This window comes from Rhodobium gokarnense, assembly GCF_025961475.1.
Lineage (GTDB): Bacteria > Pseudomonadota > Alphaproteobacteria > Rhizobiales > Rhodobiaceae > Rhodobium > Rhodobium gokarnense.
This window is the reverse complement of record NZ_JAOQNS010000016.1, coordinates 1-25795: the sequence shown is the minus strand read 5'-3', so window position 1 is coordinate 25795 and position 25795 is coordinate 1. Positions and strand designations below refer to the sequence as shown.

General features: G+C 66.4%; 23 protein-coding genes. 10 read left to right on the top strand and 13 right to left on the bottom strand.

The features are described from left to right. Positions 1 to 28 precede the first annotated feature (28 nt). The 3 genes from M2319_RS21355 (at position 29) to recJ (ending at position 4271) form a co-directional block, all read left to right on the top strand. Positions 29 to 1336 carry a homoserine dehydrogenase gene (locus M2319_RS21355; protein WP_264603501.1) on the top strand — a complete coding sequence of 436 codons (1308 nt, stop codon included), beginning with the start codon at positions 29 to 31 and terminating at the stop codon, positions 1334 to 1336. 53 nt (positions 1337 to 1389) lie between these two features. After that, positions 1390 to 2382, top strand: coding sequence for a class II fructose-bisphosphatase (gene glpX / locus M2319_RS21350; RefSeq protein WP_264603500.1), 993 nt, complete (start codon positions 1390 to 1392; stop codon positions 2380 to 2382). A 65-nt stretch (positions 2383 to 2447) separates the two neighbouring features. Then, positions 2448 to 4271, top strand: a complete 1824-nt coding sequence (gene recJ, locus M2319_RS21345) for a single-stranded-DNA-specific exonuclease RecJ (RefSeq protein ID WP_264603499.1) — start codon at positions 2448 to 2450, stop codon at positions 4269 to 4271. A gap of 31 nt (positions 4272 to 4302) precedes the next feature. Here recJ and M2319_RS21340 read toward each other — a convergent pair whose 3' ends face one another. The 6 genes from M2319_RS21340 to M2319_RS21315 form a co-directional block, all read right to left on the bottom strand. Further along, a complete protein-coding gene (locus M2319_RS21340; protein ID WP_264603498.1) occupies positions 4303 to 5853 on the bottom strand; it encodes a trimethylamine methyltransferase family protein in 1551 nt (516 codons plus the stop codon). Between the two features lie 15 nt (positions 5854 to 5868). Then, positions 5869 to 7950, bottom strand: coding sequence for an ASKHA domain-containing protein (locus M2319_RS21335; RefSeq protein WP_264603497.1), 2082 nt, complete (start codon positions 7948 to 7950; stop codon positions 5869 to 5871). 7 nt (positions 7951 to 7957) lie between these two features. Continuing rightward, positions 7958 to 8875 carry a methyltetrahydrofolate cobalamin methyltransferase gene (locus M2319_RS21330; RefSeq protein WP_264603496.1) on the bottom strand — a complete coding sequence of 306 codons (918 nt, stop codon included), beginning with the start codon at positions 8873 to 8875 and terminating at the stop codon, positions 7958 to 7960. 33 nt (positions 8876 to 8908) lie between these two features. After that, a complete protein-coding gene (locus M2319_RS21325; RefSeq protein WP_264603495.1) occupies positions 8909 to 9214 on the bottom strand; it encodes a virulence factor in 306 nt (101 codons plus the stop codon). Between the two features lie 110 nt (positions 9215 to 9324). Then, positions 9325 to 9951 carry a DUF1638 domain-containing protein gene (locus M2319_RS21320; RefSeq protein WP_264603494.1) on the bottom strand — a complete coding sequence of 209 codons (627 nt, stop codon included), beginning with the start codon at positions 9949 to 9951 and terminating at the stop codon, positions 9325 to 9327. Positions 9952 to 9961: 10 nt separating this feature from the next. Beyond that, complete coding sequence (locus tag M2319_RS21315) at positions 9962 to 10663, bottom strand: corrinoid protein (RefSeq protein WP_264603493.1); 702 nt, start codon at positions 10661 to 10663, stop codon at positions 9962 to 9964. A gap of 335 nt (positions 10664 to 10998) precedes the next feature. Between M2319_RS21315 and M2319_RS21310 the strand changes: the two genes are divergently transcribed. After that, positions 10999 to 11730 (top strand): sulfite exporter TauE/SafE family protein, encoded by a 732-nt coding sequence (locus M2319_RS21310; protein WP_264603492.1) that lies wholly within the window; start codon positions 10999 to 11001, stop codon positions 11728 to 11730. Positions 11731 to 11733: 3 nt separating this feature from the next. Here M2319_RS21310 and M2319_RS21305 read toward each other — a convergent pair whose 3' ends face one another. Beyond that, positions 11734 to 12669 carry a bifunctional enoyl-CoA hydratase/phosphate acetyltransferase gene (locus M2319_RS21305; RefSeq protein ID WP_264603491.1) on the bottom strand — a complete coding sequence of 312 codons (936 nt, stop codon included), beginning with the start codon at positions 12667 to 12669 and terminating at the stop codon, positions 11734 to 11736. 197 nt (positions 12670 to 12866) lie between these two features. After that, entirely contained in the window at positions 12867 to 14399 is a 1533-nt protein-coding gene (pdxR, locus tag M2319_RS21300; RefSeq protein WP_264603490.1) for a MocR-like pyridoxine biosynthesis transcription factor PdxR, read from the bottom strand. A 183-nt stretch (positions 14400 to 14582) separates the two neighbouring features. On the opposite strand from pdxR, the gene M2319_RS21295 reads away from it, so the two are divergent. The 4 genes from M2319_RS21295 (at position 14583) to M2319_RS21280 (ending at position 19081) form a co-directional block, all read left to right on the top strand. Beyond that, complete coding sequence (locus M2319_RS21295; RefSeq protein WP_264603489.1) at positions 14583 to 15899, top strand: aspartate aminotransferase family protein; 1317 nt, start codon at positions 14583 to 14585, stop codon at positions 15897 to 15899. A 151-nt stretch (positions 15900 to 16050) separates the two neighbouring features. Beyond that, positions 16051 to 17067, top strand: a complete 1017-nt coding sequence (gene tauA / locus M2319_RS21290; protein WP_264603488.1) for a taurine ABC transporter substrate-binding protein — start codon at positions 16051 to 16053, stop codon at positions 17065 to 17067. A 321-nt stretch (positions 17068 to 17388) separates the two neighbouring features. Beyond that, positions 17389 to 18228, top strand: a complete 840-nt coding sequence (locus tag M2319_RS21285) for a taurine ABC transporter ATP-binding protein (protein ID WP_264603487.1) — start codon at positions 17389 to 17391, stop codon at positions 18226 to 18228. After that, complete coding sequence (locus tag M2319_RS21280; RefSeq protein WP_264603486.1) at positions 18221 to 19081, top strand: ABC transporter permease subunit; 861 nt, start codon at positions 18221 to 18223, stop codon at positions 19079 to 19081. Before M2319_RS21285 ends, M2319_RS21280 begins: the two co-directional genes overlap by 8 nt. A gap of 135 nt (positions 19082 to 19216) precedes the next feature. Here the strand turns inward: M2319_RS21280 and M2319_RS21275 are convergent, their stop codons facing one another. Together M2319_RS21275 and soxR are read right to left on the bottom strand one after the other, a co-directional pair. Then, positions 19217 to 20548: a sodium-dependent transporter gene (locus M2319_RS21275; RefSeq protein ID WP_264603485.1), complete on the bottom strand. Its 1332-nt coding sequence runs from the start codon at positions 20546 to 20548 to the stop codon at positions 19217 to 19219. 343 nt (positions 20549 to 20891) lie between these two features. After that, positions 20892 to 21344, bottom strand: coding sequence for a redox-sensitive transcriptional activator SoxR (gene soxR / locus M2319_RS21270; protein ID WP_264603484.1), 453 nt, complete (start codon positions 21342 to 21344; stop codon positions 20892 to 20894). Between the two features lie 155 nt (positions 21345 to 21499). Here soxR and M2319_RS21265 point away from each other — a divergent pair, with 155 nt between their 5' ends. After that, positions 21500 to 22225 (top strand): SDR family oxidoreductase, encoded by a 726-nt coding sequence (locus tag M2319_RS21265; RefSeq protein WP_264603483.1) that lies wholly within the window; start codon positions 21500 to 21502, stop codon positions 22223 to 22225. 141 nt (positions 22226 to 22366) lie between these two features. On the opposite strand, the gene M2319_RS21260 is transcribed toward M2319_RS21265, so the two are convergent. Further along, entirely contained in the window at positions 22367 to 23302 is a 936-nt protein-coding gene (locus tag M2319_RS21260; protein ID WP_264603482.1) for a restriction endonuclease, read from the bottom strand. An 844-nt stretch (positions 23303 to 24146) separates the two neighbouring features. On the opposite strand from M2319_RS21260, the gene M2319_RS21255 reads away from it, so the two are divergent. Continuing rightward, a complete protein-coding gene (locus M2319_RS21255) occupies positions 24147 to 25340 on the top strand; it encodes a tyrosine-type recombinase/integrase (protein ID WP_264603481.1) in 1194 nt (397 codons plus the stop codon). Here M2319_RS21255 and M2319_RS21250 read toward each other — a convergent pair. Next, positions 25330 to 25536, bottom strand: a complete 207-nt coding sequence (locus tag M2319_RS21250) for a helix-turn-helix domain-containing protein (RefSeq protein ID WP_264603480.1) — start codon at positions 25534 to 25536, stop codon at positions 25330 to 25332. The two genes, M2319_RS21255 and M2319_RS21250, sit on opposite strands and share 11 nt — an antisense overlap. 3 nt (positions 25537 to 25539) lie before the next feature. Then, a complete protein-coding gene (locus M2319_RS21245) occupies positions 25540 to 25668 on the bottom strand; it encodes a hypothetical protein (RefSeq protein ID WP_264603479.1) in 129 nt (42 codons plus the stop codon). Between the last annotated feature and the right edge of the window lie 127 nt (positions 25669 to 25795).

The following is a 25795-nucleotide window of genomic DNA, read 5'->3' as shown; positions in this document are numbered from 1 at the left end:
GCGCCAGTTTTAGCGGACCACCTTCACCATGCAGGAAGTGCTCAGAGCCGGCCTTGCAGGCCTTGGAACGGTCGGTGCCTCGGTCGTTCGGCTGATCGCCCGCCATGAAAACGATCTCGCCGTGCGCTGCGGCCGCCCGATGCGGGTGGCCGCCGTCTCCGCCCGCAGCCGCGACAAGGACCGCGGCATCGACATCTCGGCCATGGAGTGGTTCGACGATCCGGTGGCGCTGGCGACGAGCGACGGCATCGACGTCTTCGTGGAGCTGATCGGCGGCGACAGCGGCCCGGCCGAGGACGCCGTGCGCGCCGCCCTCAAGGCCGGCAAACATGTCGTTACCGCCAACAAGGCGCTGCTCGCCAAGCACGGCGTTGAGCTTGCCCGCCTTGCCGAGGAGAACGGCGCCAGCCTCAATTTCGAGGCCGCGGTCGCCGGCGGCATTCCGATCGTCAAGGTGATGCGGGAGTCGCTCGCCGGCAACGCCGTCAACCGCGTCTACGGCATCCTCAACGGCACCTGCAACTACATCCTGACCCAGATGGAGCAGGAGCAGCGCTCCTTCGAGGAATGCCTCGCCGAAGCCCAGCGGCTCGGCTATGCCGAGGCCGATCCGACCTTCGACATCGAGGGCAACGACACCGCCCACAAGCTGGCGATCCTGACCAGCCTTGCCTTCGGCACCGAGATCGACGACGCCTCGATCTATATCGAGGGCATCAGTTCCATCACGCTTGCCGACATCGAGGCCGCCGACGAACTCGGCTACCGCATCAAGCTCCTCGGCGTCGCCCAGCGCACCGAGACCGGCATCGAGCAGCGCGTCCATCCGACCATGGTGCCGAAATCCTCGGCGATTGCCCGCATCGACGGTGTCCTCAACGCGATCGCGGTCGATGCCGATTTCGTCGGCGAGATCGTGCTCGTCGGACCCGGTGCCGGCGGCGAGGCGACGGCCTCTTCGGTGGTCGGCGACATGGCCGATCTGGGCCGCGGCCTCTCCGTGCCTGTGCTCGGCCGCCCGGCCGGCGAGCTGGAGCCCTACCGCCGCGCCCGCATGCGCCTGCACGAGGGCGGCTATTACATCCGCCTGGAGGTCTACGACCGGCCCGGCGCCTTCGCCAGGATCGCCGCGCGCATGGCCGAGAAGGAAATCTCGCTGGAATCCATCGTCCAGCGCCGCGAGGAAGGCCCGAACGGCAAGGGCAAGCCGACGCCGGTAATTCTGATAACCTACGAGACCACCGAGGCGGCGATTCGCGAGGCCATGGAACAGATCGCGGACGAGAACGTGATCGCGGCCGCGCCGCAGGTCATCCGTATTGAGAAAATGGTTTAGTTAGCTCCGTTAAAGGATTGATTTAACTCCATTCTGACCCTTTTGGTGAGAGAATGTCGAAGAAGAAGATCAGCGCCACAATCGACCGCATCCTGACCATCGAGCTGGTCCGGGTCACCGAGCGCGCCGCGGTGGCCGCCGCCCGGATGCGCGGCCGCGGCGACGAGCGCGCCGCCGATCTCGCCGCCATCGACGCCATGGAGCGCGAACTCAACCACCTGCCGATCGACGGCACCATCGTCATCGGCGAGGGCGCCGAGGACGCCGTCGACCACCTCTATATCGGCGAGAAGGTCGGCACGCTCAAAGGCCCGGAGGTCGACGTCGCCGCCGTGGCGCTGGAAGGCGCGACGCTGTGCGCCAAGAACCTGCCGAACGCGCTCACCGTCGTCGCCATGGCGACGGGCGGCAGCTTCCTCAACGTGCCCGACGTCTACATGGAAAAGATCGCCGTCGGCGGCGGGCTTCCCGACGGGCTCATCGATCTCGACGCGACCCCGGCCGAGAACCTTGCCGCGCTCGCCAGGGCCAAGGGCGTTGCGGTCGAGGACCTCTCGGTCTGCATCCTCGACCGGCCGCGCCACGCGCGCCTCATCGAAGAGGTGCGCGAGGCGGGCGCCGCCATCCGCCTCATCGGCGACGGCGACGTCTCCGGCGTCTTCCACACCACGAGCCCCGAACGGTCCGGCGTCGACATCTATATGGGCACCGGCGGCGCCTCGGAGGGCATCCTTGCCGCCGCCGCGCTGCGTTGCATCGGCGGCCAGATGCAGGGACGCCTGGTGCCGCGCAACAAGGAAGAGCGCGACAGGATCAAGGCCGTCGGCCTCAAGGACGTGGAGCGCAAATACGCCATCGAGGACATGGTGCCGGCCGACGTCTATTTCGCCGCGACCGGCGTTACCGACGGCAATCTCGTGCGCGGCGTCCATTTCCGCGGCGACGAGATCCGCACCCACAGCGTGGTGATGCGCTCCTCCACCGGCACCGTGCGCTGGGTCGATGCCTGCCACCACCGGCTGGAAAAATTCCACCTGAACAGGTGAGCCGGGGGACGGGCTAGCGCAGCCGGACCGGCCGACATTTGTGACGAACCGGAGGGACACCGGCGGTGCTCCAGCCAACGGGCTTTTGTGACGATCCCGAGACCCGTGCCGTTCTCGGCGTCACCCGCTCCGTCAGCGGCCGCGTCTGGCGCGAGCGGCTCGATGCGCCCGCGGCCCTGGCGGCCGAGACCATCGCCCAGCGCCACGGCCTTCCCGACATCATCGCAAGGGTGATCGCGGCACGGGGCGTCGCCCCCGATGCCGCCGAAGGTTTCTTGGAGCCGCGCCTCAAGACGCTGATGTGCGATCCGTCCGTGCTCACCGACATGGACGCTGCGGCCGCCCGCATCGCCGATGCTGTGATGGCGGGAACGCAGATCGCCGTCTTCGCCGACTACGACGTCGATGGTGCCACGTCATCCGCGCTCCTTGCCCGCTTCCTGAGGTCGCTCGGCGCCGATCCTCTCATCCGCATCCCGGACCGTATTGCGGAAGGCTACGGCCCGAACCCGGAAGCGGTTTCAGAGTTCGCCGAAGCCGGTGCAAAACTCCTCGTCACCGTCGACTGCGGCACCAGCCCCTGCGCGGCATTCGAGGAGGCGGCGAAACGCGGGCTCGACGTCGTCGTCCTCGATCACCACCAGGCCGGGCTCGACCTTCCGGCGGTCTCGGCCCTCGTCAATCCGAACCGCCAGGACGACCTCTCCGGCGAGGGGCACCTCGCCGCCGTCGGCGTCACGTTCCTCGCCGTCGTCGCCGTCAACCGCGAGCTTCGCCGCCGCGGCTTCTACGCCCGCACGGGAACGCCCGAACCCAACCTCATCTCCTGGCTCGATCTCGTAGCGCTCGGCACCGTCGCCGACGTCGTTCCGCTGAAGGGCCTCAACCGTGCCTTCGTCGTCCAGGGCCTCGACATCCTGCGCCGGCGCGGCAATGTCGGGCTCGCCGCGCTCGCCGACATCGCCCGGCTGTCCGGCCCGCCGTCTCCCTATCACCTCGGCTTTTTGCTCGGGCCCCGCATCAATGCCGGCGGCCGCATCGGCGATGCGGAGATGGGCATGCGGCTGCTGACGTCGGACGATGCCGCCGAGGCCGCCGACATCGCGCGCCAGCTCGACACCCTCAACGCCGAGCGCCAGGCGCTGGAGGCCGAGACGCTGATAGAAGCCGATGCCCAGGTCGCGGTCGTGGCTAGCGGCGGCAACCGCCAGGTCATCGTCGCCCATGGCGAGGGCTGGCACGCCGGCGTCGTCGGCCTCGTCGCCTCGCGCCTGAAGGAGCGCTATCGCCGCCCGGCCTTCGCCATCGCCTTTTCCGGCGATACCGGCACGGGTTCCGGCCGCTCCGTCTCCGGCGTCGACCTCGGTGCGGCGGTCCGCAAGGCCGCCGCGGAGGGTCTTCTCGTCAAGGGCGGGGGCCACGCCATGGCCGCCGGCCTGACGCTCTCAAAAGACCGGCTGGAAGATTTCGAGGCTTTTTTGGAAGAAGCCCTTGGCGAAGCGGCGATGGCCGCCCGCGAAAACGATGCGCTTTCCATCGACGGCGCGCTGACCGCCGGCGGCGCGACGACGGAACTCTGCGAGATGCTGGAAAAGGCCGGCCCCTTCGGCGCCGGGCATCCGCAGCCGGTGTTCGCCTTTCCCGCACATCGCGTGACCTATGCCGAGCCCGTCGGCAACGGCCATGTCCGCTGCACCATCGCCGGCTCCGGCGGCGTCTCCCTGAAGGGCATTGCGTTCCGCGCCGCGGAAGAGCCTCTCGGTGAGGCGCTTCTGTCCGCCCGCGGCGGCGCACTCCACCTCGCCGGCTCCATCGGCCTCGACCATTGGCGCGGCCAGAAGAAGGTCCAGCTCCGGCTTATCGATGCGGCCGACCCGCTGAAGGGCTGATCCCCACCGCGATCGCCGCCTTTTCGAAAAACTAATGCCAGGCGTCGGGCATTGATTCCTTGCGCTTCGAAATGAACTCCTGAAGCGCCGCGTCGCGGTCGGGGTCGATCTCCGGCGGCACATAGGAGTCCAGCATCGCCTTCCAGCGCTCGTGGGCGCGCATGTTGGCGTCCTTCTCGCCGCCGTCGTGCCACTGCTCGAAGGATTCGGAATCCGTCAGCGGCGGGTTGATATAGGCGGTCTCGAAATTGGCCATGGTGTGGGCGCAGCCGAGGAAGTGGTTGCCGGGCCCGACCTCGGCGAAGGCGTCCATGCCGAAGCCGTTGTCGTCGAGGTCGATGCCCTCGAGATAGCGCGCCATCATGCCGAGCCGGTCGGCATCGAGCACGAATTTCTCGTAGCCCATGACGAGCCCGCCTTCGAGCCAGCCGGCGGCGTGCAGCACGAAGTTGACGCCCGACTGCACCGCCGGCACCAGCGAGTCGACGCTCTCTTGGGCGGCCTGGAAATCGGCCACCTTGGACGCCGTCAGGGAGCCGCCGCAGCGCAGCGGCACGCCGATCCGCCGGGCGAGCTGGCCGATGGCGAGATAGGAGAGCGCCGGCTCCGGCATGCCGAAGGTCGGCGCGCCCGTCTTCAGCGACAGCGAGGAAAAGAAGTTGCCGTAGATCACCGGCGCCCCCGGCCGGATGAGCTGGGTGAGGGCAATGCCGACCCGCGCTTCCGCATGGGCCTGGGCGAGCGCGGCGGCGATCGTCACCGGCCCCATGGCGCCGCCGAGGATGAACGGCGTGACGATGCAGCACTGGTTGGCCGCGGCATAGACCCGGAGCGCCGACGACATGACGTTGTCGAAGACGAGCGGCGAGTTGATGTTGATGAGGTTGGTGACGACGCAGTTCTGGTCGACGAAGTCGGCACCGAACAGGACCTTGCACATCTCCACGGTGTCCTGGGCCCGCTCCGGCGCCGTTACGGAGCCCATGAACGGCTTGTCGGACCAGCGCATATGGGCATAGACCATGTCCAGATGGCGCTTGTTGACCGGGATCTCGACCGGCTCGCAGATCGTGCCCCCCGAATGGTGCAGGTGCGGCGTCATATAGGCGAGCTTGACGAAGTTCTCGAAATCCTTCAGCGAGGCGTAGCGCCGCCCACCCTCAAGGTCGCGCACGAAAGGCGGGCCGTAAGCGGGCACGAAAACGGTATGGTCGCCGCCGATCTGGACCGACCGGGCCGGATTGCGGGCGTGCTGGGTGAACACCGGCTGGACGTTCTCGGCGATGATCCTGTCGAGCATGCCCTTGGGGAACCGCACCCGCTCGCCGTCGATCTCCGCCGCCGTTCCCTTCCAGAGGGCGAGGGCTTCGGGATCGCCGCGGAACTCGATGCCGACCTCGGCAAGGATGCGGTCGGAATGGTGGACGATCCTGTCGAGCTCTTCCTCGCGCAACAGGTCCACATAGCCGATCCTGCGGGTGAGATAGGCCGGCGCCACCGAGCGCGCGGCATCCCTCTGGGCCCGCTTGGCGCTGCGCCCGCCCCGTCCGCGCCGCGAGGCGCCTTCCGTGTCTGATGCCATCGCCGTTTCTCCAGATCAGGTCTCGTCCGGCTGGGTCTCGCCGGTTCTTGCTTGTGGGGTGCCGCGCCGCCGCCGGCGCCGCTCGCCGCCGCGCGCCGCCCCGGCCGATGCCGTGCGCTCCGGCAGCGGTACTTTCGAGGCGAGCCGGGCATAGGGGTCGGTCTTGTGGGGGATCGCCATGGCGGCGACGAAATGCTCCTGGAAGGCGGGCTCCACGGCCGTTTCCACCTTCTCGATGCGGGTCACAACGTCCTCGATCTCGGTCCGGGCGCGCGTATCGAGCAGCGCCATCTGGGCGCCGGTGCCGGCCGCATTGCCGATGGAAGTGACCTTGTCGAGGTCACAGTCCGGGATCATGCCGAGCAGCATGGCGTATTTGACGTCGATATGGCTGCCGAAGGCGCCGGCGAGCCGGATCCGGTCGACGGAGGCGGCGCCGAGCCGGTCCATCAGGAGCTGGATGCCGGCGCGCAGCGCGGCCTTGGCAAGCTGGATGGCGCGGATGTCGTTCTGGGTGATGCGAAGGGCCGGGGGGCCATCGGCGAGGACGTAGGAAAAGGTCCGCCCGTCGCCGACGACGCGGGGAGAGACGGCGGCCTTGGCGCCGTCGATGATGCCGTCGGTGGTGAGGAGGCCGGCAAGGAACATCTCGCCGATCGCCTCGATGATGCCGGAGCCGCAGATGCCGGTAACGCCGGTGACCGCGACGGCCTCCTCGAAGCCGTCCTCGGTCGACCACAGATCGCAGCCGATGACCTTGAAGCGCGGCTCCAGCGTCTCCGCATCGATCCGCACGCGCTCGATGGCGCCGGGGGCCGCCCGTTGGCCGGAGGTCAGTTCGGCGCCTTCGAATGCCGGCCCGGTCGGCGAGGAACAGGCAAGCACGCGCTCCGAATTGCCGAGCACGATCTCCGCATTGGTGCCGACATCGACGATCAGCGTCAGGAGATCGTCCCGGTAGGGCTTTTCGGAGAGGATGACAGCGGCGGCATCGGCGCCCACATGGCCGGCGATGCAGGGAAGGGTGTAGACGCTGGCGCCTCTTGCGAGTTCCAGGGCGAGGTCGCTGGCGGCAAGGGTCTGAGCCCCGGAAGTGGCGAGCGCAAAGGGCGCCCCTCCGAGCTCCGTCGGGTCGATGCCCAGCAGCAGGTGGTGCATCACCGGATTGCCGACGAAGACGGCTTCCAGGACGTCGCTGCGCTCCGCGCCCACATCGGCGACGACCTTGCCGACGAGCGCGTCGATCGCCTCGCGCACCGCGCCGACCAGATCGTCAAGGCTGTCCGGGTTCATCATGATGTAGGAGACCCGGCTCATCAGGTCCTCGCCGAAGCGGATCTGCGGGTTCATGATGCCGGAGGAGGTGAGGGTGCGGCCTCGGTTGAGGTCCATCAGGTGGCAGGCGATGGTGGTCGAGCCGACATCGACGGCAATGCCGAGGAGCTTGTTGTGGCTGCCGGGCCAGGCGGCGACGATCGTCGGCGGCCCCCGTCCGTCGTCATGGACGGCGACGGTGACCTTCCAGTCGCCGGCGCGAAGGGTCTTTTGCAGGGACCGCAGCACAGAGGGCGCGCAGCGCTCGACCTTGACCTCGAAGCGGCTTTCCAGCGCTGTGACCAGCCGTTCCAGATCGCCGCTCGGATGGTGCATGTCCGGCTCGTCGACGGCGACGGTGTAGAGCTTTGTGGCCGGATGAAGCGGCAGCTTGCGGCCCTCGGCGCGCTTGCGCACGACCTGCCGGTGCATTTCGGAATCCGGCGGCACGTCGACGACCATGTCGCCGAGGATGCGCGTCTGGCAGCCGAGGCGCCGGTCGGGCCTCAGCCCGAAATCGGTCTTGAACCGGGCCTCCACGTCCGAAAAGGCGGTGATGTGGTCGGGCTGGGACTCAATGTTGTGCTTGGCAAAGGATCCGAAGACCGGAAGGAGTTGGCAGCGCCCGCAGATCGCCCGCCCGCCGCAGGCCGATTCCAGATAGACGCCGAGCGAGCGCGCCGCATCCAAGAGCGTCGTGCCGTGCGCAAACGTGCCCCGCCGGCCGCTCGGCAGGAACACCACGCGGGCCGTCTCGCTCTCCGGGGGACGCTCCTCGGCCATTGCGGGCTCAGCCGGCCCGGCGCCGGCGCCGTTCGCGCCGGCCGCCCGCCGCGCCGTCACCCTCGGGGGCGGGTTCGCGATAGGTGCGGATCCAGGTGGCGCAGTTCCTGTCGGTCGACATCAGCACGTCGGCCGCGCGCACCGCTTCCATCTCCTGGGGCCTCAGCGGGTTCATGATCGCCGACGTCATGCCCGAGGCGATCGCCATCGGCAGGAAGGCGGCGTTGATGCCATGACGGTGCGGCAGGCCGAAGGAGACGTTGGAGGCGCCGCAGGTCGTGTTGACCCTCAGCTCCTCGCGCAGCCGGCGCACCAGCGCGAACACCTGCAGCCCGGCGGTCGCCATGGCGCCGATCGGCATCACCAGCGGATCGACGACGATGTCCTCCGGCTTGATGCCGAAGTCCTGCGCCCGCTCCACGATCTTCTTGGCGACCGCAAAGCGCACGTCCGGGTCTTCGGAAATGCCGTTCTCGTCATTGGAGATCGCCACCACCGGCACGTCGTATTTCTTCACCAGCGGCAGGATCAGCTCCAGCTTCTCCTCCTCGCCGGTAACGGAGTTGATCAGCGGCCGGCCCTTGCAGACCTGGAGCCCGGCTTCGAGCGCGGCCGAGACCGAGGAATCGAGCGACAGCGGCACGTCGACGAGGTTCTGAACCAGTTCCACGGTCTTGGCCAGGAGCGGCGGCTCCGTCACGTTCGGGTCGACCGAGGTGACGCCCGCATTGACGTCGAGCATCGTCGCGCCGGCCGCGACCTGGGCGATGGCGTCGGCTTCCACGGTGGAGAAGTCGCCGTCCTGCATTTCCGCGGCAAGCTTCTTGCGGCCGGTCGGGTTGATGCGTTCGCCGATGACGCAGAACGGTGCATCGAAGCCGATGACGGCTTCCCTGGTGGCGGAGGCGACGATGGTGCGGGTCATGGCGATGCTCCGGAAAAAGCGGCAAAAGGCCGGTCAGGGCGCGCTGTCGCGCCCGCCGGCGGCGATCAATGTTTTGAGCCGTTCCATGTCATAATCGGCCTCGATGGCGGCGGCGGCTTCGCCAGCGACGGCTTCGAGATCACCTGCGACATCCTCCGCCTCGCCGCGCCGCCAGTCGGCGAGATAGGCATCGGTGCCGGCCGCGCCGGTGCGCATGGCGCACTGGTCGATGGCCTTTTCGAAACGCTCGGGGAGCACCCGCTTGGCGGTCTTGCGGCCCTCGCGCGCGATCACCTGGGCCGGGATATCGCGCCAGTAGACGATCTGCAGCTTGGCCATCGGACGGCCCTCCGCTCGAACGGGACACGCGCGGTCCATGCCGCGACCCACGTAGTGTTACGTATGACGCGGGCGCCGGGCGACGATGGAAACGACGTTGCGTTTTCGGATTACGACACGGCTTCCAAAGCGCGCGCAGGAACCGCTTCTGCGGCATCGGAGAGCGCCGATACCAGGTCGCCATAGCCGGTGAGGCGGCGCTCGAAGGCGAGCCCGAGCCGGTCAGCGGCCGCGCGGGCCTTTTCGGTCAGCACCGGGTCCTCGGTCTGGGCGAGATAGACCAGCTTTTCGTAATTGCCGAAATACATGTCCGCGAGTTCCGGATGGCGGTCGAGGCCGAGCGGCTTGATCACCATCGCCTCGAACTGGCGGGCGAGGAAATCGGTCAGGTAGAACGCCGTGATCTCGTCTTCTGCCACCTTTGCGAACGCGTCCACGCCGGAGAAGAACGAATAGCAGTGCGGGCCGTCGATCCGCTCCGCGCCTTCCTCGGCCAGCACGGCATCAAGCCGCCAGCCGGTGCCGCAATCGGCATAGGCAACGAAGATACGGCCATAGACCGGCCGCATCGCCCTTATCGCCTCGCGCACGGCGGCCGGGATCCGCTCCGGCGTGTTGTGGAGCTGGGCGGAGAGGCAGGTGAGCGTCACGTGCTCCCAGCCGTTGAGATCGATGACGGCGCGGATTTCCCGCGCCAGCGCCCCGCAGGCAATGATCAGGAGCGGTTCGGGGACCATGTCGGCCGGCTCAGGCGATCTGGCGCTGGTTGTGCTTGCGCATCATCAGCTCCTTGGCCGTCTCGACCGTCACCGCCGCGTCGCGGCAATAGGCATCGGCACCGACCGCCTTGCCGAATTCCTCGTTGAGCGGCGCGCCGCCGACCAGCACGATGTAGTCGTCGCGCACGCCCTTTTCGACGAGCGTGTCGATGACGACCTTCATGTAGGGCATGGTGGTCGTCAGAAGCGCCGACATGCCGAGGATGTCCGGCTGGTGTTCCTCGATCGCGGCGAGATAGTCCTCCACCGGATTGTTGATGCCGATGTCGACGACCTCAAAACCCGCGCCCTCCATCATCATGGAGACGAGGTTCTTGCCGATGTCGTGGATGTCGCCCTTGACCGTGCCGATGACCATCTTGCCGACCTTCGGCGCTCCGGTCTGGGCGAGCAGGGGCCTGAGGATCGCCATTCCGGCCTTCATGGCGTTGGCGGCCAGCAGCACCTCCGGCACGAACAGGATGCCGTCGCGGAAGTCGACGCCGACGATGCGCATGCCTTCGACGAGTCCTTCGGTCAGCACCTTGTAGGGCTGCCAGCCGCGTTCCAGGAGGATGTTGACGGCCTCGACGATCTCGTCCTTGAGGCCGTCATAGAGGTCGTCATGCATCTGCTCGATGAGTTCCTCATCGCTCAGTTCGTTGAGGTCCAGATCGTCTTCGTCACTCATCGGGCATCTTCCTGATCGGCGCGGGCGCGGGAGGCATGGGTAAAACCACGTTGCCGCAACCGCCGCGACGTGATGCGACAGGAAGCGACAGCCGGCATCTGGAATGCGACACCCTGGCGCACGCGCTCGTCGCTGCCGGATCGTCCGGACGGAGCCGTCGTCAAGAAAAAGGGGCGGATTTTCGGGCCGGTCGGGCCATCGGCGAGGGCGGGCTTGATTGCGCCCGCGCCGCGGCGCATGGTGCACCGACTCGCGGCAGCCCGCCGACGCATTCACTGTATATATCCCCTGACGAAGCCGCGGCGCAGGCGCGCCTGCGGCCCGGAGTCTTCCCCATGATCGCCGACCTGCCGCTCTGGATGCTCGGCCTCGCCAGCCTGATCGTCGTTCTCGGCGTCATCGTCCAGACGACGACGGGCATGGGTTTCGGGCTGACGTCGGCGCCGCTGCTGGCCATGATCGACACCCATTTCGTGCCGATCCCCATCATCGTTCTCGGCATCGTCACGGCGAGCCTTGCGGCGACCAAGGAACGTGGTCAGGTGCGGATGGACGAGGTCGGCGTCGCGCTCGCCGGCCGCTTCGCCGGCATGCTGTGCGCGATCGCTGTGCTCCTGGTGCTGCCGGGAAAGGACAGCTTCGCGGTGCTGTTTTCCGCCGGCATCCTCTTTGCCGTCGCCCTCAGCCTTGCCGGCTTTCGGCTGGCGCTGACGCGCGGAGCACTGGTCTCCATGGGCTTCATTTCCGGCCTCATGGGGACCATCACCTCCGTCGGCGCGCCGCCGATGGCGTTGATCTACCAGGATGTGAAGGCCGACCACGCTCGGTCGACTCTGAACGCGTTCTTTGCCATCGGCGCGGCGGTCTCGCTTTTCGGGCTGATCGCCATCGGCCGGGTGCACTGGAGCGATGCGGTGCTGATCGCCGTGCTCGCGCCGGTGATGCTGGTGGCGAGCTATTTCGCACCAAGGCTCAATGCCCGCGTCGCCCGCCGCTACCGGCCGGTGGTCCTGGCGTTGTCCGCCGTCGCCGCGATCAATCTCCTCGCCCGCGCCTTCCTGTGGTAGGCCTCACGCCCCGTCCTGCTGTTTCATATGGGCGTTGACGACGCTGCCGAGGGCTGCCGAGGCGAGCCGGGCCGCCGGCGGGTCGGCGCGGCTGGTCAACAGGATCGGCACCTTGGCGCCGAGGACGAGCCCGGCCGCGCAGGCGCCCATGAAATAGACCATCATCTTGAAGAGGGCATTGCCGGAGACGATGTCCGGCACGATCAGGATGTCGGCATTGCCGGCCACCGGATGGTCGACGCCCTTGATGCGCCCGGCATCGGGCGAGACCGCGAGGTCGAAGGCGAGCGGCCCGAACACCTCGGCGTCGGCGACGTTCTCGCTCGCCCAGTCTGACAGTCTCTGTGCCTCGATGGAGGAGGGGATGGTCTCCGTCGCCTCCTCGGTCGCCGACAGGATCGCCACATGCGGCCGCTGGTTGCCGAGGGCGCGGGACATCAGAACGGCGTTCTTCAGGATCGACTTGCGGGTCTCGAAGTCCGGATGGACATTGACCGCGCCGTCGGAGATCAGCAGCGAGCCCTCCCGGTCCGGCGCCGTCATGTGGAAGACATGGGTGTAGCGCGCGCCGGTGCGCATGCCGGAGGCCTTGGAGACCATCGCCCGCATGAAGACGTCGGTGTGGATATGGCCCTTCATGACCATGCCGACATCGCCGCGCCCGCCCCAGGCCGCCGCCTCTTTGGCCGCGTCCGCCTCGTTGTCGGTCGCGACGATGCGGTAGCCGGAGATGTCCCAGTCGAGTTCCAGGGCATGGTGGGTGATGGCGTCCGGATCGCCGAAGAACACCGGCTCGATCAGGTTGAGGCGGGTGGCATCGTGGGCGCTCAGCATCGCAAGCTGGGCGCCGGCATTGACGATCGCGGTCGGCGTTGCCGGCAGCGGTTCGGCGAGTTCCAGGAGCGAGGGCGGGCAGGTGACGGCCTGTCGGCTGAGCATGGCTGGAGTCCTTGTTGTCTTGTCCGAGGCGGCCCGTTTTTTCGTTTTCGTGCGGCAACGGTCTTGGGATGCCGGTGCCGGAAGCCGGTGCGAACGCCCCGGCTTAGGGGAGAGATACCGTCATCGGAAGCGATCGCAAATGCGAGTAGGTCCAATTCGCAGGATTCGATAGGGCCAGACGGGCTCTCAAACGCCGCTCAGGCCTCCTGCGCGGCCGCCTGGGGCGGCAAGATCTCTGCGCCGCCCTGCCGGGTTTGCCGCGTGGCGAGCTGGCCCTCGATCAGCCGCGCAAGGATCGCGATCCCCGGTTCGATCCAGTCATGGGCGATGGAGGAAAAGCCGAGCCGGAAGCAGTTCTTCGGCGCCGGCTGGCGGGCGAAGTTGACGCTGCCGGATTCGATGACGACGCCGTGGGAGAGGGCGTCCTCGCGCAGGAGATCGGCATCGAGGTCTTCGGGGCCGGCGACCCAGTAGCTGGTGCCGCCGAAGCTCGGCACCGCGCCGGCATTCGGCAGGTGCCTGTCGAGCGCGCGGCCGAGCTCCTCCCAGCGCCGCCGGTAGACCCGGTGCAGCTTGCGGATCAGCGCGTCGTGGTGGCCGAGGGCGAGGAACAGGGCGACGGTGCGCTGATTGTTGCTCGGCGGGTGGCGCACCATCAGCCGGCGCAGCGCCCGCGCCTCGCGGATCAGTTCCTTGGAGCCGACGAGGAAGCCGAGCCGAAGCCCCGGAAACAGCGTCTTGGAGAGGCTTCCCACATAGACCACCCGGCCGCGCGTATCGATCGACTTCAGCGCCGGCGTCGGCTCGGTGACGTAGTTGGTCTCGAACTCGTAGTCGTCCTCGATGATGACGAAATCGTGCGTCTCCGCCGCCTCAAGCAGCGCCGTGCGGCGTGTCCGCGACAGGGTCGCGGTCGTCGGAAACTGGTGGCTGGGCGTGACGAAGACGACGTCGCAGGCCTTCACTTCCGGGCCGACCTGGATGCCCTCGTTGTCGACGGGGATCGGCACCATCCGGTCGGAGTGGATGCGGATGATGTTGCGGGCATCGGGATAGCCCGGCTCCTCCATGCCGACCCGCGTGTCGCGGGACATCAGCAGCGTCGCCAGCAGGAAGAGCGCGTTCTGGGCACCGAGGGTGACGAGGATCTCCTCATCGTCGGCAAGGATGCCCCGCCGCGGCAGGATGCGCTTGCGGATCTGCTCCACCAGCATCGGATCGTCGAGGTCGCGCAGATCGTCAGCCCAGACGTCGAGCCACTGCTTGCCGAGCGCCTGTCGCGAGCATTCCCGCCATTCGGAGATCGGAAACAGCGACGGGTCGATCTGGCCGTAGATGAACGGGTAGGGGTATTGCCGCCAGTTGGCCGGCTTGGAGATGTTGCGCATGGTGGCCGGGCGGACGGTGAGGGGACCCTTCCAGTCCGGCCGGTCGCCGGCCACCGGCGCCGCCTCGCCGTCGCTCGCCGCATAGCCGGCCGCGGTCCGGCCGTTGACGAAATAGCCGGAGCGTTCGGAGGCGATCAGGAATTCGTCGTCGATCAGGCTCTGATAGGCGAGCATGACAGTGTTGCGCGAAACGCCGAGCGAGCGGGCGAGCTCGCGGCTCGACGGCAACCGCTCGTTTTCCAGGAGGTGCCCGGCCAGGATGGCGGTGACCAGCGTCTCGCGGATCTGCGATTGCAGGCTGACGGAGGAGGACCGGTCAAGCTGGAAGAGGATGTTCGACACCAACTGGCCTCATGAAAACCACGTATCTGGTCCTATAACATGGTACCAGCGGCAGCGTACCGTTCGGACCAATCAAAAACAAGGAACCGCGCGGGTAGCCGGACCGATCGTGACCGGCCATGACAGCGCCATGGCCGTTCGCCTTTCGGGTCGCCAGGCCCGTCAATTGAGGACATGCGACTAATGAATATCGCGGCCAATTCCCTCGAGCATCACTGGATGCCCTTCACTGCCAACCGGGCCTTCAAGTCCGACCCGCGCCTCGTCGTCAAGAGCGAGGGGGTCCATCTGTGGGACCACCGCGGCGGCCAGCTTCTCGACGGCTCGTCGGGCCTGTTCTGCGTTGCCGCCGGGCACGGCCGGACCGAGATCGCCGACGCGGTCCACGCCCAGCTCCAGACCAACGACTACATGTCGCCGTTCGCCTCCGGCACGCCTGGCTCGTTCGAACTGGCGCGCAAGCTCGCCGCGATCCTGCCGGAAGGCATCGACCACGTCTTCTTCGTCAATTCCGGCTCGGAGGCGGTCGATACCGCGCTGAAGGTCGCCATGGCCTATAACCGCGCCAGGGGCGAGGGCCAGCGCATCCGGTTCGTGTCGCGCGAGCGCGCCTATCACGGCGTCAACATCGGCGGCGTGTCGCTCAGCGGCATGGTCAAGAACCGCGAGACCTTCCCGGTGGTGATGCCGAACGTCGTCCTGATGCGCCACACCTGGTCGCCGAACGAGCGCTTCGTGCGCGGCCAGCCGGAAGGGGGCGCGGAGCTTGCCGAAGACCTGCAGCGCATGATCGACGCCTACGGCGCCAGCACCATCGGCGCCTGCATCGTCGAGCCGATCGCCGGCTCCACCGGTATCCTGGTGCCGCCGAAGGGCTATCTGGAACGCCTGCGCGAGATTTGCGACACCTACGGCATCCTTCTCATCTTCGACGAGGTCATCTGCGGCTTCGGACGCACCGGCAAGGCGTTCGCGTCCCAGTCCTTCGGCGTCACGCCGGACATCATGACCATGGCCAAGGCGCTGACCAACGGTGCCCAGCCGATGGGCGCGGTCGCCGTCAGCGACAAGGTTTACGACACCATCGTCGATGCGGCGCCGGAGAACGCCATCGAGTTCTTCCACGGCTACACCTATTCCGGCCACCCGGCCGCCTGCGCCGCCGGCATCGCCACCCTCGACATCTACGAGAACGAGAAGCTGTTCGAGCGCGCCGCGGCGCTTTCGGACTATTTCCTCGACAAGATGTTCGAGCTGCAGGACATCGACCTGATCACCGATATCCGCGGCTACGGCCTGCTCGCCGGCATCGACCTGGCGCCGGGCGCCGCCCCGGGCCTGCGCGGTTCGGAAGTGCAGACCAGGCTGTTCTGGAACGGCCTGCACGTGAAGTTCACCGGCGATTGCGGGATCATTGCTCCGCCGCTCGTTGCGGAGCGCTCGCATGTCGACGAGATTTGTTCCATCATCAGAAAGACACTGGAGGAAACCGGCCACTGAGAGAGGGCCCACATTCGCTTGGGGAACAGCGCATTGCCCGGACAGTCCGGCTGCCGTAGCTTCGGCGGCGTAATGGACGGTTCGCAATGACAGGAACGCCGCACCGATGGCAAAGAACCACGGGTGGCATCATGCAAATCAGGAGAACAACATGTTGAAACGTGTAATCGGTTCCATCGCTGCGGTCGCGACCGCCGCCGTGCTGTCGGCCGGCGTCGCTTCGGCCGCCGACAAGGAGGTAACCATCGGCTACCAGACCATCTACAATCCGTGGAAGGTCGCCATCGCCGATGGCAAGTTCGAGGAAGCGACCGGCTACAAGATCAAATGGGCCAAGTTCTCGTCCGGCGCCAAGGTGATCAACGCCATGGCCTCCGGCGACGTGCAGATTGCGCTTGCCGGCTCCAGCCCGATCGCCGCGGGCGTCTCGCGCGGCCTCGACATCGAGCTGTTCTGGATCACCGAGGACATCGCCTCCGCCGAGGCGCTGGTCGTGCGCGACGGCTCCGGCATCACGGCGCCGCAGGACCTGAAGGGCAAGACGCTCGGCGTGCCGTTCGTCTCCACCACCCACTTCCACACCCTGTTCGCGCTCGAGCAGTTCGGCATCGACCCCTCCGAGGTCAAGATCCTCAACATGCAGCCGAACTCCATCGCCGCCGCCTGGGAGCGCGGTGACATCGACGCCGCCTTCATCTGGGATCCGGCCCTCGGCCGCATCAAGGAGAGCGGCAAGGTGCTGATCACCTCCGGCACCCTGTCGAGCTGGGGCAAGGCGACCTTCGACGGCATGGTCGTCAACAAGACCTGGGCAGGCGAAAACAAGGACTTCATGACGACCTTCGTGAAGACCATCGCCGACGCCGACGAGGCCTATCGCAGCAATCCGGACGCCTTCGGCGCCGATTCCGAGAACGCCAAGAAGATCGTCAGCCTGGTCGGCGGCGAAGCCGCGGACGTTCCGGGCGTGCTCGCCCTTTACGGCTTCCCGACGCTCGAGGAGCAGGCCTCCAGCCGCTGGCTCGGCGGCGGGGCGGAAGGCGGTGCCGCCAAGGCGCTCTACTTCACCTCCGAGTTCCTGAAGGGTGAGGGCAAGATCGACAAGATGCTCGACGACTACGGCACCGTGGTGACCGACGAGTTCGCCAAGGCCGCCCTCGGCCAATAAGACTGGCAGAAAAACACGCCCTTGGCGGGCCGCGGCCTCAGATGGCTGCGGTCCGCCGGGGCATTTCGGGCATCGGCGCCAAAGGGGACGCGCCGGGGCGGACCGCAATTCCTCCCGTTGCGGCGCCGCCCGATCGGGGCTCCATTCCAAGGAAAACAGCCGGTTCGCCGCGTTTTTTTGAGGCTGGACTGCCGGGCAATTCCGGCCTCCGGCCGACGCCGCCGTCCTTTCCGAGCCGCGGCGTCCTCGATTTTCGCTGCGGCCGCGCCGATGCGGTGCTACTCAACGGACTCCCGGACCATGCCAGCGAAAGGGGCTATCATGGCAGAAACACAAGGTGCAGCTCCCGTACCTGCTGCCAGCAAGACGCTGAAGGCAGAGGACGTCACGGTCATCTACCCGACAAAGGGTGGCGGCGACGGCGTTCATGCCCTGGAAAAGGTCTCTCTCACCATCCAGGACGGCGATTTCGTCGTCGCACTCGGCGCCTCCGGCTGTGGCAAGACCACCTTCCTCAACCTGCTCGCCGGCTTCATCCAGCCGAGCTACGGCACCGTCACCCTCGGCGGCAAGCGGGTGAACGGCCCCGGCGCGGACCGCGGCGTGGTGTTCCAGAAGCACGCGCTGATGCCCTGGCTGACGGTCCTGAAGAACGTCACCTTCGGCCTCAAGCTGCAGGGCGTTGGCCAGACCGAGCGCCGCGAGATCGCCCGCAAATACCTGAAGCTGGTGGGCCTGGAGGATTTCGAGACCCGCAACATCTACGAGTTGTCGGGCGGCATGCAGCAGCGCGTCGGCCTTGCCCGCGCGCTGACCTCCGATCCGGATGCGCTCCTTATGGACGAGCCGCTCGGCGCCCTCGATGCGCTGACCCGCGAGTCCATGCAGGAACTCATCCTCGACGTCTGGCGCGAGACCAACAAGATGGTCTTCTTCATCACCCACAGCGTCGAGGAGGCCCTGTTCATGGCGACGCGGCTGATCGTCATGTCGCCGCGTCCGGGCCGTATCACCCACGAATACGAGCTCGATTTCTGCCACCGCTTCTTCGAGACCCGCAACGCGCGGGCCGTGAAGTCCGATCCGGACTTCATCGCCATGCGCGAGAAGATCCTGTCGATCATCCACGGCGACGAAATGGGCGGAGGCGCCAATGTCTGACCAGTCCCGATCCAATGGCTTTTCCGGCTCAATCGGCAACATCTTCGGCGCCGGCCCGGTGCAGCCCGGCGAGTCCTACGGCGCACCCGGCTCCGGCCGCAGCCTCAGCATTTCCATCGTCACAGCGATCCTCATCCTCGGCCTGTGGTGGGTGGCCTCCAACTACGAGTGGGTGAAACCGCTGTTCCTGCCGACGCCGGAATCCGTGTTCCACCGCTTCATCTCCATCTCGCAGGAGCCGTTTTCCGGCGGCACCCTGTGGGATCACACCTCCCAGAGCCTGATGCGAGTGTTCTCCGCCTTTTTCCTCGCCTGCATCACGGCGATACCGGTCGGCCTTGCCATGGGCATCAACCGCATCGCCCGCGGCATCTTCGATCCGCCGATCGAGTTCTACCGGCCGATCCCGCCGCTGGCCTATCTGCCGCTGACCATCATCTGGCTCGGCATCGACGAGAGCCAGAAGATCTCGCTGATCTTCCTGGCCATCTTCGCGCCGATGGCGCTGGCCGCAAGGGCCGGTGTGCGCTCGGTGCAGATCGAGCAGATCCACGCGGCCTATTCCATGGGCGCCTCGCGCTTCCAGGTCATCTGGCACGTCATCTTCAAGGCGGCGCTGCCGGAGATCCTGACCGGCATGCGCATCGGCATCGGCTTCGGCTGGACGACCCTTGTGGCGGCCGAAATGGTCGCCGCTCAGGTCGGCCTCGGCCACATGGTGCTCGACGCCGCAGAGTTCCTGGTCACCGAGGTGGTGTTCATGGGCATCATCGTCATCGGCGCCATCGCCTATATCTTCGACCTGATGATGCGCCTGGTCGAAAAGAAGCTGGTGCCCTGGAAGGGGCGGTAGCACCAGGTAAGTTCCGAGAGGCTGGCATGGCGACAGTGCTGTGCCGCAAGAACAAGGCCCGGGATGGCGATCGACCGTCCCGGGCCTTTTCGGTTTTTCATGCCCCTGCCTGGCGCAGGAACATCGCGCGTGGTGCTACATCAGCCCGTTGATGAGGATCGCCAGGATGGCGACCGGTGCCACGAAGCGCAGGATGAAGATCCATACCGTCAGCAGGATGCCAGGATGCTCGCCGTCCATGGTCACCTCGTCGGCGGCCCGCGGCCCCATCACCCAGCCGACGAAGATCGCCAGCATCAGGCCGGAGACCGGCAGCATGATGTTGGAGGTCAGGAAGTCCAGGAGGTCGAGGAAGCCCATGCCGAAGAGCCTGTAGTCGGCCCAGATGCCCTGTGACAGCGAGGACGGGACGCCGAGCAGGAAGGTGACGCAGCCGATGGCGATCGTCGTCGGGACACGGCCGAAGCCGCGGTCCCGGAACAGGGCAACGAGCGGCTCCAGCAGCGAGACCGACGAGGTCAGCGCCGCGATCAGGAGCAGCACGAAGAAGGCGGGCCCGAAGATCGCGCCGCCCGGCATTGCCTGGAACACCGTCGGCAGGGTGATGAAGGTCAGCGCCGGCCCGGCCTTGGGGTCGAGGCCGAAGGCAAAGACCGCCGGCAGGATGGCAAGGCCGGCCAGCACCGCCACCATCGTATCGAGGGAGACGATGTACCAGGCCGAGCGGCCGATGCGCGTGTTGCGGTCCAGATAGGAGCCGTAGGTCAGCATCGCCGCCATGCCGATGGACAGCGAAAAGAAGGCCTGGCCGAGGGCGGCCATGAAGACGGCGCCGTTGATTTTGGAAAAGTCCGGCGCCAGGAAGAACCTGAGGCCGGCTTCCGCGCCCGGCAGGGTCAGCGAGCGGGCGACAAGGGCGATGAGGATGAAGAACAGGATCGGCATCAGGATCTTGCTGACCCGCTCGATGCCGGAGGCGACACCCTTCAGCACCACGAAGACGGTCAGGACGACGAAGATCGCCTGGTAGATCACTGGCTGCCAGGGGTTTGAGATGAAGTCGACGAAGGAGTTGCCGATCGCGCCGATATCGAGGCCGCTGAAGGCGCCGTCCGCGGACTTGATCACATAGGCGATCGTCCAGCCGGCAATCACCGAATAGAACGACAGGATGAGGAAGGCGACGGTGAGGCCGATCGCGCCGACCACGGTCCAGCCCCTGTGGCCGAGCACCTTGAAGGCCGAAAGGGCATCGGTCTGGCCGGCGCGGCCGACGGCGACCTCGGCCAGCAGGACGGACAGGCCGATGGTGAAGACGATGGCCAGATAGAGCAGGAGGAACGCCGCGCCGCCGTTCTCGCCGGTGATGTAGGGAAACTTCCAGATGTTGCCGAGGCCGACGGCGGAGCCGGCAGCGGCGACGACGAAGCCGATGCGGGAATGCCACTTTTCTCGCGGTGCGTTCATGAATCGATCCTGTGGAGTGTTTCGCATGCCAACCGGCCGTCGCATGGCCGGCCTCGATGCGGTCGTGTGGTGGATACCGGCGCAGGGGAGGGAGTGTCGTGCGACCGGCTCGGGCTGCCGGCCTTAAAACCCGGTCCGGGACCGAAAGTCGATGATCGAGAACAAAAAAAGGGCGTTCATTGCCGATTTTATGGGCATCTGAGCAACTTCGCCACATGTCGGCACACCCGATGCCCCCAATGGCGGGCGTTGCCGACGCCGCAAGGGCAGGGCATGGCGACACTGCCGCCCCGCAAATGCACGTCCCGGGATGGAGATTTTCCGTCCCGCACGTTTTGCGTCGTCATTCCCCCGCTTGCCCCAGCAGCACGGCGCCCGTGCCGTGGGTGGCCAGTTCGTCGGACGGGTTGCGGAGCGGGCACTCGGTGAGCGACAGGCAACCGCAGCCGATGCAGCCATCGAGCTTGTCGCGCAGCTCCGCCAGATCGTCGATGCGCTTTTGGATCGCCAGACGCCAGTCGGCCACCATCTCCTTGACGTCGGCTGCGCTCGGCGACTGGCCCTCCGGGATCGGCTTCAGCAGCGGGGCGATCTCCGCCAGCGAAAAGCCGAGATCGCGCGCCACCCGGATGATGGCGATGCGGCGAAGGATGTCGCGCGAATAGCGGCGCTGGTTGCCGCGGGTACGGGCCGCCGAGATCAGCCCCTTGGCCTCGTAGAAGTGCAGGGCCGAGACCGGGACGCCGCTGCGCTCGGAAACCTCGCCGACCGTAAGGAATGATCCGGGCTGTGCCATTTTGTCCGGGGCTGTTTTCTTGACCTCAACCAAGCTTGAGGTTTTATACGCAAAGACGGTTTGCCGGCGCAAGCCCTTCGGTTCTCCTCCCGGCCGAAGTGACTTGCCGGAGTCGATGCGCGTGCACCTCCGGCCCATTTGGAGCAAACGTTGACATGGAAAACAGCAAACTGATTGCGCTCGTCAGCGGCGGCAATCGCGGCATCGGCGAGGCCGTGACCGTTGCCCTCGCGCGCCAGGGCGTACACGTGCTGATGGGCTGTCGCGACGTCGCCCTCGGCGAGGCCGCCGCCGCCCCGATGCGGGCCGAGGGGTTGTCCGTTCAGCCCGTCCAACTCGACACCACGGACGACGCCAGCGTCGCCGGCCTTGCCGCCCTCATCGAGCGCGATTTCGGCCACCTCGACATCCTCGTCAACAATGCCGGCGTCGGCCTCGACTACGACCCGACCCTGACGGTGCTGGAGAAGCTGGAGCGCACGCTTGAGGTCAATGTCGTCGGCACGGTGCGCGTGACCGAGGCGATGATCCCGATGCTGTCGGCATCGAAGGCCCCGCGCATCGTCAACGTCTCGTCGGAACTCGCCTCCTTCGGCCTGCACTTCACGCCGGACTGGGAACACTCCGACAAGAAGATGCCGACCTACAAGGCCTCCAAGGCGGCCCTCAACTCCCTGACCCTCAGCTACGCCGACCAGCTCCAGGACAAGGGCATCAAGGTCAACGCCATCTGCCCGGGCTACACGGCAACCGCCGCCACGAATTTCGGCCCCTCCCGCACCCCCGCCGAGGCCGCCGTCATCGTCGTCCGCATGGCGCTTCTGGACAATGACGGCCCAACGGCGAGTTTCCACAACGACGTGTGTGAGTTGCCCTGGTAGGGGGCGCACAGACCGCCTGAGCATCCTTGCAGGCACAAGAAAAACTAGCGGCGCGGGAGTGGGCCTTCCGCGCCGTTTTCAGGTGGTCCTGCCGCAATTGACCAGCTGCAAATCAGACGGTCCCGGAACCGGTCGATTGCCTCAGCCGTCCTCGGAGAAGAAGTCCTCGTCGAGGCGCTGGACCTGGATGGTGCGGTGGGGACGGGTTCCGACGCCGTGTTCGATCATCAGATCGGCGAGCCGGTTGCCGTCGATCAGGATGACCCGCTGTGGCAGATTCTTGGCGTAGCTGACGGCGCCGCTGGAGAAAGTGGAGGCGGTGACGAAGACACCCTTGGTGGCGCCGAAACCGACCAGCGAGCCGACGAAGCCCTGAACGGCCGGCCGGCAGATGGTGTTCTCCTCCGCATAGCGCTTGGCCTGGACGTAGATGCGGTCGAGGCCGAGCCGGTCCTCGTTGATGACGCCGTCCACACCGCCATCGCCAGAGCGGCCCAGTTGCTCGGCCGCGTTCCGGTGCGAGCCGCCATAGCCCATGGCGACCAGCAGATCGACGATGAGCTTTTCGAAGAAGGCCGGGGAGTTCTCCCGGATGCGGTCGAGGAGGTCGGCCCTCAGCGCCGCGTTCAGCGAGCGGTAAGCGGCCTCGATCTGCTCCTCGGGTGTCTCGGTTTCGTCCACGACGATGGCGGGTTCTTGGTCAGGGGATCGATCGCTGCCGCTGCCCTTGCTGTGGCTGTTCTCGTAAAATTCCAGGAACCCCGGATAGTCCATCAGCATCCGGGTATCGAGGCGGGTGGGGTCGGTTGCGAGCAATGCCCGGCCGGCCTCGGATGCAAGGAAACGGCCGCGCGCCGGGCTGTCGATCAGACCGGCCTTGGTCATGTAGAATTTCGCCCAGTGGATGCGGTTGTGCAGCACCCGCTGGCGCCCGCTCGGCAACATCTCCTCGCGCTCGTCGGGTGCGAGCCCCAACTCGTCGGCCATCTTTTCGGCGACCTCCGGCACCCGCGTTTCGCCCTTAGCGGCAATGCGCAGCACGGGAAGCATCAAGGTCTGGTAGTCCGGGATCGCCATGTCGCTCCAACTTTGCCTCTGGGTTCCGCCGCGGTCGAACCGCCAGGAGGCGTGACCGTCATCGGGAGAGCGTAGTTGCCTGCGTCTCACTCTTCAATTGAGAGCTGGGTCGCACAAAGAGTCAGATCGGTCGGCTTCGGTCCTCGTGCAGCCACCCATTGTGAGACCTTTGCTTGCTGCTGTCCCAGGCAAGCATTAGGTCGAGCCGCCGGAAAAACGGGGCTTACGCGGCGAATGGAACATTGATGCGTGTCACTCGACTTGGAGTCACCGGAGGCGTCGAGCGAAGCGAGACTGTCGTGAGCGAACTAACGAACCGTCAGGTTCGCAAGCACGACCGTGCGCCGGCCGGTCAGGCCGCCCCGCCGGAGGCGATGAGCGCAGCGAATTCGTCGTGAGGCAAAAAATGGCGCTCCCTAGGGGAGCCCAATATCCGTCCGTGGCCGTTCGCCAGCGTTCGCGATGCCTCTGAATCCTTGCCTTCTTTTATCGTTTTGTGTTCATTGACGTTCGCAGCCGTTCGCTGCAATCCGCGTCGGATGTTAGGGTATTTGTTAGGGTGCTGGCAGCCCCGGAAGATGCGTCCACTGCTTCGGTTCGACGGTCATCAGAAAGTCGCAACCAGGCCATGGGGCCACCATCCACGCCCAACATCCGGGATATGCCCGGTGGCGCTTCCATTGCGCGATGACAATTCCCCCCTCTACTTCAACGACGATTTTGGTGCCGTCCGTTGGCGCGCTGTCCATTGACCGCCAAGTCGTTTCCATGATTGCTTCCGTTACCATTTATTCTCGATGCCTTTCCAGTTGAAGCCCCCGCCCCGCCGTGGTTCCATCCTCACATGGTGAGGCAGGTCAAAAAGCTCTCTGCCCGGTTTGTGGCGTCCGTCGCCGGGCCGGGGCAGTACAGCGACGGCGGAAATCTCTATTTGATCGTGGACGCCAGCGGCGCGAAGCGCTGGACGTTCATCTTTCGGTGGCAGGGCCGGCGCCGGGAGATGGGCCTCGGCGGCACCGACACAATTTCCCTCGCCGAAGCGCGAGAATTGGCCGCACAGGCGCGAAAGCAGGTATCCGCGGGTGTTGATCCGATCCGGACGCGCCGGGCCGCACGGACCTCCCAGGGCGCTGTCACGTTCGGTGATTTCGCCGACCAGGTGTTTGCCGATCTTCTCCCGAGCTTCAGGAGCGAGAAAAGCCGGCGAAGCTGGGAATGGACGATGGCCGAATACGCCAAGCCCATCCGGGGAAAGCCGATCGACGCCATTGAGACAGCGGATATCCTGTCCCTGCTGAAGCCTATATGGCTGGCGAAGGCGGAAACGGCATCCCGCGTTCGCGGGCGGATAGAACGCATCCTGGACGCGGCCAAGGCGACGGGCCTGCGATCCGGCGACAACCCCGCGCGCTGGCGCGGGCATCTTGACCACCTGCTCCCGAAAAGACAAAGGCTGCAGCGCGGCCACCACGCGGCCATGCCTTTTGCAGAGGTTCCGGCGTTCATGGAGCGACTGCGGGGGCTGGACAGCGCGTCGGTGCGGGCGCTCGAATTCACGATCCTCACGGCCTGCCGATCGGGCGAGGTTCGGCTCGCCACATGGGATGAGTTCGACCTTGACGGAGAGGTGTGGACGATTCCCGGTGGCCGGATGAAGGCGGGCAGGGAGCATCGCGCTCCAATCACCCCGCGCATGGCCGAAATCCTCACCAGCCAACGGGGCGCGGCGCCCTTTGTTTTCGAGGGAGCGAGGTCCGGCCGGCCGCTCTCCAACATGTCCTTCACGATGGTCCTGAGGCGTATGGGGCATCCCTACACCGTGCATGGCTTCCGGTCCTCTTTCCGCGACTGGGCCGGCGAAACCACGTCGTTCGCCAGAGAGGTCGCCGAGGCCGCGCTTGCCCACACGGTCGGAGACGAGACCGAGCGCGCATATCGCCGGGGCGATGCGCTAGCAAAGCGCCGCCGGTTGATGCTGGCGTGGGAGCGGTATTGTCTCGGCGAAGAGCGCGGCAAGGTGGTTTCCATCACTCGGTAGCCTGTGGCAGGCGTTCCAAAAACCCTTCCAGATCCCGCCTCAGTATCAGCGTCTTTGTGCCCAGCTTTCGGGGCGTTAGATGCCCCGCCTTGATCGCCGCATAGAGCGTCGTCTTTCCGATTCCGCACGCGCGACAAGCCTCCTGCACCGAATAGGCGAGGGTGTCGGCTTGGTCTCTGCGGGCGGCTTCGGCCATCGGTTAGTCGGCCTTGTTTTTCATCGTCGGCCCAGGCAGAGGCGAATGCTTCGGTTTGGCGGCCTGCTTGGCGCGGATCTGGTCGATCTTTGTCCATACCCGCTTCAGTTCTGCGTCTCCTGCAGCCGTCATATCGATCTCCACGGCATTGCAAAGCGCGGCAAGGGTAGTGTCTCAGTTTGAAAATCAATGAGCTTGACGTCTCTTCCGACCTTGCCCACCTCTAGTGAGCATGCTTTTCGCTAAGCATGTCGATTTG

What these genes read in the sequence shown, in the direction of transcription:
- soxR (WP_264603484.1), bottom strand. Translation starts at nt 21,344, where the DNA reads ATGGCACAGCCCGGATCATTCCTTACGGTCGGCGAGGTTTCCGAGCGC.
- glpX (WP_264603500.1), top strand. Translation starts at nt 1,390, where the DNA reads ATGTCGAAGAAGAAGATCAGCGCCACAATCGACCGCATCCTGACCATC.
- M2319_RS21250 (WP_264603480.1), bottom strand. Translation starts at nt 25,536, where the DNA reads ATGGCCGAAGCCGCCCGCAGAGACCAAGCCGACACCCTCGCCTATTCG.
- M2319_RS21255 (WP_264603481.1), top strand. Translation starts at nt 24,147, where the DNA reads ATGGTGAGGCAGGTCAAAAAGCTCTCTGCCCGGTTTGTGGCGTCCGTC.
- M2319_RS21275 (WP_264603485.1), bottom strand. Translation starts at nt 20,548, where the DNA reads ATGAACGCACCGCGAGAAAAGTGGCATTCCCGCATCGGCTTCGTCGTC.
- M2319_RS21305 (WP_264603491.1), bottom strand. Translation starts at nt 12,669, where the DNA reads ATGCTCAGCCGACAGGCCGTCACCTGCCCGCCCTCGCTCCTGGAACTC.
- M2319_RS21260 (WP_264603482.1), bottom strand. Translation starts at nt 23,302, where the DNA reads ATGGCGATCCCGGACTACCAGACCTTGATGCTTCCCGTGCTGCGCATT.
- M2319_RS21265 (WP_264603483.1), top strand. Translation starts at nt 21,500, where the DNA reads ATGGAAAACAGCAAACTGATTGCGCTCGTCAGCGGCGGCAATCGCGGC.
- M2319_RS21330 (WP_264603496.1), bottom strand. Translation starts at nt 8,875, where the DNA reads ATGACCCGCACCATCGTCGCCTCCGCCACCAGGGAAGCCGTCATCGGC.
- M2319_RS21285 (WP_264603487.1), top strand. Translation starts at nt 17,389, where the DNA reads ATGGCAGAAACACAAGGTGCAGCTCCCGTACCTGCTGCCAGCAAGACG.
- tauA (WP_264603488.1), top strand. Translation starts at nt 16,051, where the DNA reads ATGTTGAAACGTGTAATCGGTTCCATCGCTGCGGTCGCGACCGCCGCC.
- M2319_RS21335 (WP_264603497.1), bottom strand. Translation starts at nt 7,950, where the DNA reads ATGGCCGAGGAGCGTCCCCCGGAGAGCGAGACGGCCCGCGTGGTGTTC.
- M2319_RS21310 (WP_264603492.1), top strand. Translation starts at nt 10,999, where the DNA reads ATGATCGCCGACCTGCCGCTCTGGATGCTCGGCCTCGCCAGCCTGATC.
- M2319_RS21355 (WP_264603501.1), top strand. Translation starts at nt 29, where the DNA reads ATGCAGGAAGTGCTCAGAGCCGGCCTTGCAGGCCTTGGAACGGTCGGT.
- M2319_RS21340 (WP_264603498.1), bottom strand. Translation starts at nt 5,853, where the DNA reads ATGGCATCAGACACGGAAGGCGCCTCGCGGCGCGGACGGGGCGGGCGC.
- M2319_RS21320 (WP_264603494.1), bottom strand. Translation starts at nt 9,951, where the DNA reads ATGGTCCCCGAACCGCTCCTGATCATTGCCTGCGGGGCGCTGGCGCGG.
- M2319_RS21315 (WP_264603493.1), bottom strand. Translation starts at nt 10,663, where the DNA reads ATGAGTGACGAAGACGATCTGGACCTCAACGAACTGAGCGATGAGGAA.
- M2319_RS21245 (WP_264603479.1), bottom strand. Translation starts at nt 25,668, where the DNA reads ATGACGGCTGCAGGAGACGCAGAACTGAAGCGGGTATGGACAAAGATC.
- M2319_RS21280 (WP_264603486.1), top strand. Translation starts at nt 18,221, where the DNA reads ATGTCTGACCAGTCCCGATCCAATGGCTTTTCCGGCTCAATCGGCAAC.
- M2319_RS21325 (WP_264603495.1), bottom strand. Translation starts at nt 9,214, where the DNA reads ATGGCCAAGCTGCAGATCGTCTACTGGCGCGATATCCCGGCCCAGGTG.
- M2319_RS21295 (WP_264603489.1), top strand. Translation starts at nt 14,583, where the DNA reads ATGAATATCGCGGCCAATTCCCTCGAGCATCACTGGATGCCCTTCACT.